The 9,634-nt window shown below is 57.0% G+C and carries 11 protein-coding genes; 5 read left to right on the top strand and 6 right to left on the bottom strand.

What is annotated here, in order from left to right; translation table 11 throughout:
* The first annotated feature begins 89 nt into the window (after positions 1-89).
* A complete protein-coding gene (locus LPU83_RS76065; protein ID WP_465800408.1) occupies positions 90-257 on the top strand; it encodes a hypothetical protein in 168 nt (55 codons plus the stop codon).
* 76 nt (positions 258-333) lie between these two features.
* Here the strand turns inward: LPU83_RS76065 and LPU83_RS26435 are convergent, their stop codons facing one another.
* From LPU83_RS26435 to LPU83_RS25705, 6 genes are all read right to left on the bottom strand, one after another.
* Positions 334-567 (bottom strand): hypothetical protein, encoded by a 234-nt coding sequence (locus tag LPU83_RS26435; RefSeq protein ID WP_157997298.1) that lies wholly within the window; start codon positions 565-567, stop codon positions 334-336.
* Positions 564-1,370, bottom strand: a complete 807-nt coding sequence (locus LPU83_RS26305; RefSeq protein ID WP_024318925.1) for an ABC transporter ATP-binding protein — start codon at positions 1,368-1,370, stop codon at positions 564-566. Before LPU83_RS26305 ends, LPU83_RS26435 begins: the two co-directional genes overlap by 4 nt.
* A complete protein-coding gene (locus tag LPU83_RS25905; protein WP_024318924.1) occupies positions 1,367-2,155 on the bottom strand; it encodes an ABC transporter permease in 789 nt (262 codons plus the stop codon). The genes LPU83_RS26305 and LPU83_RS25905 overlap by 4 nt, the downstream gene beginning before the upstream one ends.
* Positions 2,145-2,885 carry an ABC transporter permease gene (locus LPU83_RS25755; RefSeq protein WP_225040330.1) on the bottom strand — a complete coding sequence of 247 codons (741 nt, stop codon included), beginning with the start codon at positions 2,883-2,885 and terminating at the stop codon, positions 2,145-2,147. Before LPU83_RS25755 ends, LPU83_RS25905 begins: the two co-directional genes overlap by 11 nt.
* A gap of 145 nt (positions 2,886-3,030) precedes the next feature.
* Positions 3,031-4,116 carry an ABC transporter substrate-binding protein gene (locus tag LPU83_RS25750; protein ID WP_024318922.1) on the bottom strand — a complete coding sequence of 362 codons (1,086 nt, stop codon included), beginning with the start codon at positions 4,114-4,116 and terminating at the stop codon, positions 3,031-3,033.
* A gap of 23 nt (positions 4,117-4,139) precedes the next feature.
* Entirely contained in the window at positions 4,140-5,069 is a 930-nt protein-coding gene (locus tag LPU83_RS25705; RefSeq protein ID WP_024318921.1) for a TauD/TfdA dioxygenase family protein, read from the bottom strand.
* 842 nt (positions 5,070-5,911) lie between these two features.
* Between LPU83_RS25705 and LPU83_RS25300 the strand changes: the two genes are divergently transcribed.
* From LPU83_RS25300 to LPU83_RS75660, 4 genes are all read left to right on the top strand, one after another.
* A complete protein-coding gene (locus LPU83_RS25300; RefSeq protein WP_051166783.1) occupies positions 5,912-6,742 on the top strand; it encodes a metallophosphoesterase in 831 nt (276 codons plus the stop codon).
* Positions 6,739-7,425, top strand: coding sequence for an HAD family hydrolase (locus tag LPU83_RS25280; RefSeq protein ID WP_024318918.1), 687 nt, complete (start codon positions 6,739-6,741; stop codon positions 7,423-7,425). The genes LPU83_RS25300 and LPU83_RS25280 overlap by 4 nt, the downstream gene beginning before the upstream one ends.
* A 138-nt stretch (positions 7,426-7,563) precedes the next feature.
* On the top strand, positions 7,564-9,042 hold the full coding sequence (locus tag LPU83_RS25270; RefSeq protein ID WP_024318917.1) for a sulfatase family protein: 1,479 nt from the start codon (positions 7,564-7,566) through the stop codon (positions 9,040-9,042).
* A gap of 126 nt (positions 9,043-9,168) precedes the next feature.
* Positions 9,169-9,444, top strand: coding sequence for a MurR/RpiR family transcriptional regulator (locus LPU83_RS75660; RefSeq protein WP_082323327.1), 276 nt, complete (start codon positions 9,169-9,171; stop codon positions 9,442-9,444).
* Positions 9,445-9,634: the final 190 nt, after the last annotated feature.

Here is a 9,634-nt window from a genome sequence, read left to right as displayed (position 1 = left end):
AGAATCTGACCCGAAAAGGCTTTAACGATATGCATTTCTTGCAAGGCGTCTAGTGAGCATGTGGATTTGGGCGATAGTTATCCACGCTTGTGCTGAAGCGCTGGATTTTTCGAAATCCAGCCTGCGGTATCTGCCCAATCATGCGAATGTCGCTCGGCGACCCAGCGGCGCGGCAGGTTTTTAACCTTGGCCTGATGATTTCCATTGTCCACCTGTCGATCTTCTGTAGCCGCTTTTTTAGCTTGTTGCTCGCATAGCCGCAATCGGCGAAGATATAAGCCAGCCATGGTCATCAGATGTTGATGGACTCTTGGAGAACCTAACCGAGGTGCATCATGCCTTGCATTGGCGGCGTTTAACTGTTCCGTCAAGTACTGGTGAATCCCAATCTTTAGTGAGATTTGCCACGTTCCAAGGGTCAATCACGTCGGGGATGTCGAGTCGGTGATCGGCGGCGGCATGAATCAGGCAAGAGAAGTGGTTTGCTTCGACCTGCATCTTCGCTCGCCGCGCCTTCCTTCGCCGGTTGGCGACCAGGAAGCGTTCCAGCTCATGGCCGCTCATCACGAAGATGGTTCCGCGGCTCCTACGCCTAAAAGTCCGAGAACCTTGTCCCGCAGACGGATGAACTCCAGGCTCGAGCGGTCCAACCGCGCCGGCTCGGGAATAGAAAGTATCGCAGCGATGCGGCCCGGATGGGGCTGCATGACCACGACCCGATGCCCGAGATGAACCGCCTCGTCGACATCATGAGTCACGAGCAGCGCTGTCGTGCCCTCATGTTGAACGATGCGTTTAAGTTCGTCCTGCAGCCTCAGGCGTGTCAATGCGTCCAACGCGCCAAGCGGCTCGTCGAGGAGCAGGAAACGCGGGCGGTTGACCAGCGCGCGCGCAATAGCAACGCGCTGCGCCATTCCGCCCGATAACTGCGCGGGGTAGGCCTTAGAAAATTGCGTCAGACCGACGAGTTCGAGATGCTGGCGCACCGTTTTCTTCTTGTCGGTTCGTGACAGGAGACTGCGTCGAAGGGCGGCTGCGACATTTCCTTCGACAGTCAGCCAGGGCAGCAGCCTGTGGTCCTGGAAAACGATGGAGCGATCGAGACCCGGCCTGTGGACCTGTGCACCATCAACAAGGACAGCCCCGCCGTAGTCGAGATCCAGGCCGAGAATAAGCCTCAGCAGCGTGGACTTGCCGCAGCCCGATGCCCCGACAATGGTGACGAATTCGCCGGGCCTGACCGATAGGTCGACATCAGCCAGGACCTTGACGTCTCGCCCGGCAATGATGAAGCTTTTGTCGAGCCCGCGAATTTCAAGGGCAGGCGCGACGTTGGTTTCAAAGGCGGCTGATGGGGCTATCTGGTTCATCTCGTTCTTCTCCTGAGTAACCTTGTTTCCAGCCAATGGGCCGAACTGATGTAGAAGAGGCCGATCAAGGCCAGGATGAGAATGCCGACAAAGAGCAGATCCATTTCGAACAACTGGCTGGCCTCATTCAAGCGGCCGCCGATCCCGGGCGTCACGTTGAGAAACAGTTCGGAGCCGAGCGTAGCGAGCCAAGCGTAGATCAAACCGGCATGCAGGCCCGTGAATATGGCCGGAAGGGCCCCAGGCAGGGCAACGAGACGGACAAAGTCGACCCGGCTGAAGATGAGCACGTCCGACAGCTCGCGATAGGCTGGCGGTAGTCCTCTCACGCCCTGCCACGTGTTGATGACCACCGGTTGGAACCCGGCAAGGGCGATGAAGGCGATTTTTCCCGCATCCGCGCCACCAAACCATACGGACAATAATGGTACCCAAGCAAAAAGCGCAATCTGGCGAAAGGCCAGCAAGGTTGGGCCGACGATCCTCTCCGCCGTGCGTGAAAAGCCAAGCAACAGACCGAGGAGGAGGCCGGTCGAGGCGCCGATCGCAAAGCCGGTGAGATTTCGCCGAAGGCTTTCACTGATATCGAACGCGAGCGTGCCGGTGGTGAATTCCGTTGCGGCGCGTGCGGCCACCGCGTCGGGCGACGGGAGGAAGCGAGGATCGACCCACTCGAACCGGACGGCGGCCAGCCAAAGCAAGAAGACAGCCGCGAACGCTGCAAACGGGCGCCAATGGCGCGCCACGTTTCGAAGGCGCCCGACTTGCAATGTGTCAGCGGCCATGGAGCGCCTCCGAGTTCCACGGCTGGACGAAGCGTTCCAGATGTTCAAGGATGGCGTTTAGTGATACGCCAATCGCTGCGATGACCAGCATGGCGGCGATGACGAGTTCAAGTTGGAAAAGCTGGCGGCCCCAAATCATCAGATAACCGAGCCCCTCGAACGACGCGAAGAGTTCGACAATCACCAGGCTTTGCCAGGCGGCAGCCAGCCCTTCGCGAAGCCCGGTGAACATCGACGGCAGCGCGGCGGGCAGGACGATTGCAGACATCCACTGCAGCGGTGTGAAATTGAACACGCGGCCCAGTTCCAAAAGGTTTGGAGAGACATTAGCGATGCTGCGTGTTGTCGCCAACGTTACCGGTATCGCCGTCGACCACCCAATGCAGACATATTTGAGCTCCTCGTCGATGCCGACGAACAACACGAGCAAAGGCACCCAAGCCAGCGTGTTCACCTGTGCAACGGCGGTGAAGATTGGCCAAACGAATGCTCTAATCCCGGGCAGGAGGCCGAGGAGGGCTCCGGCAAGTAGACCCGAAAGCGCTCCGATCGTAAAACCGACGGCAACCCGCCGCAGGCTCACGAACGTGTGGTCAATGAGCGACCCGTCACGCCACAACTCGACGATCGTTGCCCATACCACCTTGGGAGCCGGCAGGATCTGCTCCGGAAGCCAGCCGAGGCGCGCGGAAAATTCCCACGCCAACAGCAGGACAAGCGGCAACGTCATCGCGTAAGCCACGTCGGCTAACACCCCCGATGAATTAGTCAGTCTTTGCTCTACGGGCCGATTGGCCGAAGTGGTCAAGGTCATCTATCGCCCTCATTGGCCAAGGACGGCCCGCGCCAGTGGCGCGGGCCGTCCCTGCGACATTTCAGTTTGTGTGCTTCTTGTTGAGATCGCCGAGCTGGGCGATTTCACCCTTGGCGTCATAGCTTGACCAATGGTTCTCCAGCTTCAGCTCCTTGAGCGCCTGCTGCAGGTATTTCGGCTCCAGCCAGCTATCGACGTCGACGTTGCCCTTGATCAACCCATAGGCCTTTGCCCGCGCGACCTGGTCCTTGTAGCGGGCGATGACGAAGTCATCGATCAGCGGGTTGAGGCGGTTTGCGAGCGTATCGCCCTCAATATCCGCTTCGAAGGCATCTTTGGGGAAGCCCGACACAGCCCAGCCATTGAATACTTCGTCCTCGTTGACCGGATCGGAGGCGAAGGCCGCAGCCTTGACGAAAGTGGTGACCACCCGTTGCGTTATATCCGGATGGGCTTGTTCAAAGGCGGTCGCGACCAGATAGGACGAATTGCGACCAAGTGTCGGATCGTCGCCCTTGGTGGTGTAGACGATCTTGACGATCCCTTTCTTCGCCAGCGCCAGATATTCCGGCCCGCCAAACACGGCATCAACATTGCCGGAAGTGAGTGCCGGTACGGCAGCGTTGGTGTCGAGGTTAATGAAGCGGACGTCCTTCTCCGTGAGACCATGGACCGACAAGATGCGATCTGTGGCGAGCTGTAGGTTTGTGCCCCTGAACAGCGCGACCTTCTTGCCTTTCACGTCATCGATCGATTTGATATCGCTGTCAGCCGGTACGGCAAGATAAACCGGCTCATGACGGGTGGTGGCAAAAACGAATTTGTGATCGAGCCCGCGTGACCGGCCTACAATTGCCGGCAGGTCACCGAGCAGGAAGAAATCGAGCTGTTTTGCTGCTACGGATTCGTTGAGCGCCGGTCCGGCGCCACGAAAGAAGGTCCACTCAATCTTGATGTCCTTGTCTGCGGCGAACTCTTCCTCGATGAGGTCCCGCGCCCGCGCGTAGGTTGTAGCATCCCCATGAGAATATTGCCTGTTATCAAGCCCGACGCCGGGGTTGCCGAAGCGGATGGTCAATTCCTCGGCTGAGACTGAGCCAAGCGAGGCGAGAAGTGCGGCAAGCGCCGCGGCGATCCGAAGTTTCATAATCATTTCTCCTGTTCAGCCGCTCAGGCGGCCTTCGCGGCCGGTTTGGCTGCCTTGACATGGGTTACGCTGCGACGCCCGTCGACGCTGACGGGGACGTCGCCGTCAACGGTGGCGCGGCGTACGACCCGATGCTGGTCGCCATAGTCGTTGACCGCGTAATGCTGGGTGGCGCGGTTGTCCCAGATGGCGACATCGCCAGCCTGCCAGCGCCACCGCACGGTGACTTCCGGGGCAGTGACGTAGGACTGGAACACCTCGTAAAGCTTTGCAGAATCGCTCTTCGACATGCCGATAATGCGCTGCACGAAATTGCCGAGCAGCAAAGATCTCTCCCCGGTTTCCGGATGGACACGCACGACCGGGTGCTCGGTCTCGTAGATCGTCGAGGTGAAGACTTCCTCGAAATGCTTTTTCTCCTCAGCGGTGGCGCGAGGGCGCACGGCCGCGTAGTCGTAGGCGTTGCTGTGGATCGCCCAAAGACCGTCGGCCAAGACTTTCAGTGGCGTCGGCAGGCTCTCATACGCGGCGTGAGTATTAGCCCAGATCGTATCGCCTCCCGCTTCTGGAATAACGACGCCGCGCAGAACCGAGAATTTTGGATAGGCGTCAACGAAGGTCACATCGGTGTGCCACTGGTCTGCTCGGCCGCCCCCGCGGCTGGAATCGAGATTGAGGATTGAAGCCGTCCCGGCAACCGGTCCCTGTGTGGGATGAGGGACAAGGTCGCCCAGACGGCGGGCGAAGAGTTCCTGTTCCGCATCGTCGAGATGCTCCTGGCCGCGGAAGAAAATGACCTTGTGCTTCAGAAGATGCTCTTTGATGGACGCTATGGTCGCGTCCGGCAGATTCCCACCAAGGCGGATGCCTCTGATTTCGGCGCCGACGCGGCCGGTCAGCGGCACAACATCAGACTCCGGGATGATCTGATTGACTAGGACGGGATTGCTCATGGGGTTCTCCTGGTTAGTCTTGAAGAAGACAGGAAGTTGCGTCCGCCAAGTGATCTTCGATTGGCGTTGAAAGTCTCGTCGCTGGAAGTCGACACATCCATGGAATAGATTTATCTACTAAATCCATAGACAAGATTTTCTAAATACGTGCCCTTCCGTGAAATGTCAGGCTTCTAAAATCCCCTCCCGGAAATTTCCTCCACTTGACATAAAAGTGAAAAAAAACTCCATTATAGGGACGTTGTCAATTTAGCTGCAGGTGATGGCATGGGGGCGATGTTCTTTATCGACGGGGTTTCGAACGCACTCGGCTCGACCGCGGTGCTAAAGCAAATTGCGATCGGATATTCAGGGCCTGCAGCTTCGTTCGATCGGTGGACGAGCAGCGAACGACCTTGCTCCGCGAGCACGCAAGAAACTCGCAATGGGCTTTCAGAGCTACGTGCTTTATCCGCAAGATCGAGAAAAACATCTCCTGCCGCTGAAATGAAGAGCCTGAGCGCGGCACAGAGGCTTCCTGTCGGGTCATTCGTGCCGGGCAAGGCGCGCCAAGATGACGGAAATCGCATCGAATGTTCGCTACAACGGGCTACATGCCTATCGACAAGCAGTCCGGCGACTGAAGGAATTCGAAACCTGGTCTATGCTGCCCGCGTTCGCACAGGCGCCCTTCGGCGCCCCCATGGTACGGTCCACCCGGGCGGCAAAGGCGCCCAAATCTAGCGAGGCAGTGCAAGATCATCGATCGGGCCCAGCGTCGAGCTCTTTCGCCGGTGAAGCTCTGAAAGATATGGTCACCGCCACGAACGCGTTAATTCACTGAACAATCCTACCGCCGTCCCTTGCCCGACTTCGTCACGGAATTCGGGCACTTTTTCAAGTGTCGAACCATGCAAAAAATCATTCACATAACAGATCCCCATTTAGTCGCACCCGACAGGATGCTCTATAGCATCGACCCGGCGCAAAGATTGCGCGACACGCTAGCCCACGTGGCGCGTGTCCACGCCGATGGCAAGCTCATCCTGATCACAGGGGATCTCGCCGACACGGGCGATCCTGCCGCCTACAGGCTTCTTCACGATATCCTCTCAAAGGTCCGGCTGCCTGTTTATCTGACACTCGGCAATCATGATGACCGCAGTGCATTTAGAACTGTGTTCGGCGGGGAGGGCTTCGTTCAGGCCACGGTTGACCTAGACGATTGGCGCATCATCTTGCTCGACACGAAGGATGACGTAAGCCATTTCGGTTGTCTCGATGGTGGCCGCTTTGAATGGCTCGAAGAGCAGCTTTCCAGTGCCGAGGGCAGGCCCGTGGTGCTTGCCATGCACCACACGCCAGGCAACCTGCATGTCCCCTGTTTCAGAATGGGGGATATGAAGCAAACGGACCGGTTTTTTTCGATCCTCAGGCGAGACGCATCCGTGCGGCACATGCTTTTTGGTCATCGGCACGTCGCTGCAGCCGGGAGCCTGTCGGGAATTTCTTTTACCGCTAGCCGTGGCACCGCACAGCATATCGTTCTCGACTGGGAACAATATGGCAAGCCCATATTCGTAGCTGCGGCGCCCTCGTACGATGTGGTGATGCTGGAGGGAACAGATGTCGTGGTCCATCGCCATGAGGAACTTGAGGCGCTGCCTGTCATCCGCCCGGGTGACCCGAAATGACGGCTGCGCGCCGAGCAAAGTCGCAGGGTTTTATCCTGCCCCGGCTGATCATCTTCGATTTCGACGGGACGCTGGCGGAAAGCGAAATCATCACCTCTGAGGTCATTTCGGCAAAGCTCGCAGCCCACGGTGGCCACGTGCAACCCGATGAGATTACTGCAACGCTTTCCGGAATCGAGAGGGATGATCAACTGCAGCACCTAGAGAGCTCTTTTGGCTTGAGTTTGCCGAGAGACTTCATGGAACTGGTTGGGGCGGAGGTTCATTCCCTCACGTCTGACATCCTAATAGCAACGCCGGGCCCGATCGAACTGCTCCATTGGCTCACCATCCCGTTTTGCGTCGCATTGAAAACGCCCCGCTTTGAATTGATCCACCGCATGAGGGCCGCCAATCTTTTGAGCCTGATTGGCCCGCGCTTCTTTTCTTCTGATGACATCGGCTTCCGCAAGCCGGACCCTTCCGTGCTGCTCCTAGCGGCCGAGGTGATGGGTGTGGCTCCGAGCGAATGCCTTCTCGTCGAGGATAGTGCCCATCGGTCTCAATGCCGAGCGCAACGCAAAAATGCAATACTGTGCCTTTGGCGGAGCCGCCACCATTCCAGCCAGCTACTGAGCGACCTGCAGGCCTTTGAGCCAGAGGCGATGGTGCTGCACTTCGGAGAGCTCAAGACCTTGGTTTGATTGGAAGTATTTTAGTGAGGCTCCCAGCCAATGCCGCGATCCGATCAGAATTTGATTGTCTACGAACCGCCGCCGGAGCGCTTTGATGCAAATCGGCGAGAGACAGGAAGAGGTCCTTTCTCAACTTGGAGATCTGTGTTGAGCAATTTTAATATCGTCTGGATTTGCAGTGATCAACAACGTTGGGACACAATACAGTGTCTGGGATTCAAGGGCACGAAAACGCCCAATATCGATCGTTTGGCCGCACGGGGAACCGCGTTCGCGCGTGCATATTGTCAAAGTCCCATCTGTACGCCGAGCCGGGCGAGCTTCCTAACGGGCATGTATCCGATCGCACATCAGGTCCACCAGAACGGCGCAGGTGCATTTCCGTCCCATCTCGGTTTGCTTCCGAAGATGATGGCGAGTGCGGGATACTACACGGGACATATTGGAAAACTACATCTGTCTGCCACACGTGGCATGATCGAAAAGCGCCCTGACGACGGATTTGCCGAGTTCTATTGGAGCCCGGAACCGTTTCCGGAATGGTCCGGAAATCACGACTATCATGCATGGATGTGGTCAAAGGGGGTCAATCCCGAGAGCTACTACAAACCATATCTAGATCAACACTATGGTCCAGGACCGGCAGCAGAATATCGGCAGAGCCGTTGGGCTGGAGACCGGGCTGAGCGTTTTATCAACATGCACGCGGACCGTTCATGGTATCTAGCCATCAACGTCGACGCGCCTCATCCGCCGTTCAATCCGCCGCCGGAATACCTTTCGCGTTTCGACCCCAATGATATGCCCGATCCCGCTTTCAAGCTAATTGATCTTAAACACCAGAAGAAATTCGAAAATGTCGATCAGCAAGCCAAACGCGCGATCGACCCTTGGCGTGCGGCAACAGAAGTCGGCACGGTGCACATAGACGAATTCTCGGGCCCCACGCATGAGGCGCCGCCCACTAAATTCAACATCTGGCAGATGCGGGCGGCTTATCACGCTGAGGTGGCTCTGGTGGACGATCTGGTCGGCAGGATTCTCGATCTCCTGACGGAAACCGGGCAGTTGGATCGCACGATCATCGTTTTCATGAGCGATCACGGTGATATGATGGGTGACCACGGTCTGCTCTATAAGGGCTGCCGGTTTTATGAGGGTGTCGTGCATGTTCCGCTTGTTATCTCTGTGCCTGGCAGTCCAGCACATGGATCGGTTTCGAACGCGCTTGTCGAACTGGTCGATATCGCGCCAACACTGCTCGCCTTGAACGGAACGGAAATTCCAAAAGCGATGCAGGGCCTGTCCTTTGACCAGATGCTGCTCGGCAATGCCTCATTGGACTTTCATAAGCCCTATGTCGTCAGCGAATATCACAATTCTTTGCGTTTTCGCGGAAGCCGGGGCTCCCGGGCGTCCATGTATTTTGATGGCCGCTACAAGCTGAACATGTATCATGATGTCGGAGTAGGTGAGCTGTTCGATCATCACGAGGATCCGAACGAGCATCATGATCTTTGGGATAGCGCCCACCATAGAGGGTTGAAATCCAGCCTTGTGGAGAACAGCTTTGCCGCGATGATGCTTCGCAGCGGATCGGGTCCCGAAAGAATCGAGGATTACTAGACCTGCTATTGCTTAGAATGAGAGTCAAACATCGTGGTAGCGACCATCGACTGCCTTCTCAATCACGAAAAGTGCCGAGTTTGCAGGATTTGATATAATTTACACCCGGGCCAGCCGGATAGCAGCATGAATAAAGCAGACTTACCATCAACGTCAATACGGGATGCAATATACGATTTGGTCACTTCGGGGCCAAGCGGACAATCGAGAATCGCTCACTTTGTTGCACAGAACCCCGAGCATCTTGCGGACCTCTCTGTTTCCGAACTCGCTCGCGCCACGAACAGCGGAGACGCTTCGATCGTAAGATTTTGCCGTACACTCGGATTCTCGGGTTTTCGCGAATCAGTGGCAGAGGAGCCTACACACTTGCGATCACAACGCGTGAGAATTCACCATTAGCTGAGGTGGCCCATGAGGTGCTTTTGTTGAGCTCCGCGGGCCCTTGGCCAGAAGCCGGCTCAGCGAGGCTGATGCCATCGATGGCTCTGTTGAGCGAGTGCATCGCCGAGAGCATAAAAGGCAATACCGGCCTAGAATCTTAAGGGCGGCACCCTTGATGAAATCATGCTCCACGATGTGTCGTTGAATT

It is taken from the genome of Rhizobium favelukesii (assembly GCF_000577275.2).
Classification (GTDB): Bacteria; Pseudomonadota; Alphaproteobacteria; order Rhizobiales; family Rhizobiaceae; genus Rhizobium; species Rhizobium favelukesii.
This window is presented reverse-complemented; position numbering and strand designations above follow the sequence as displayed.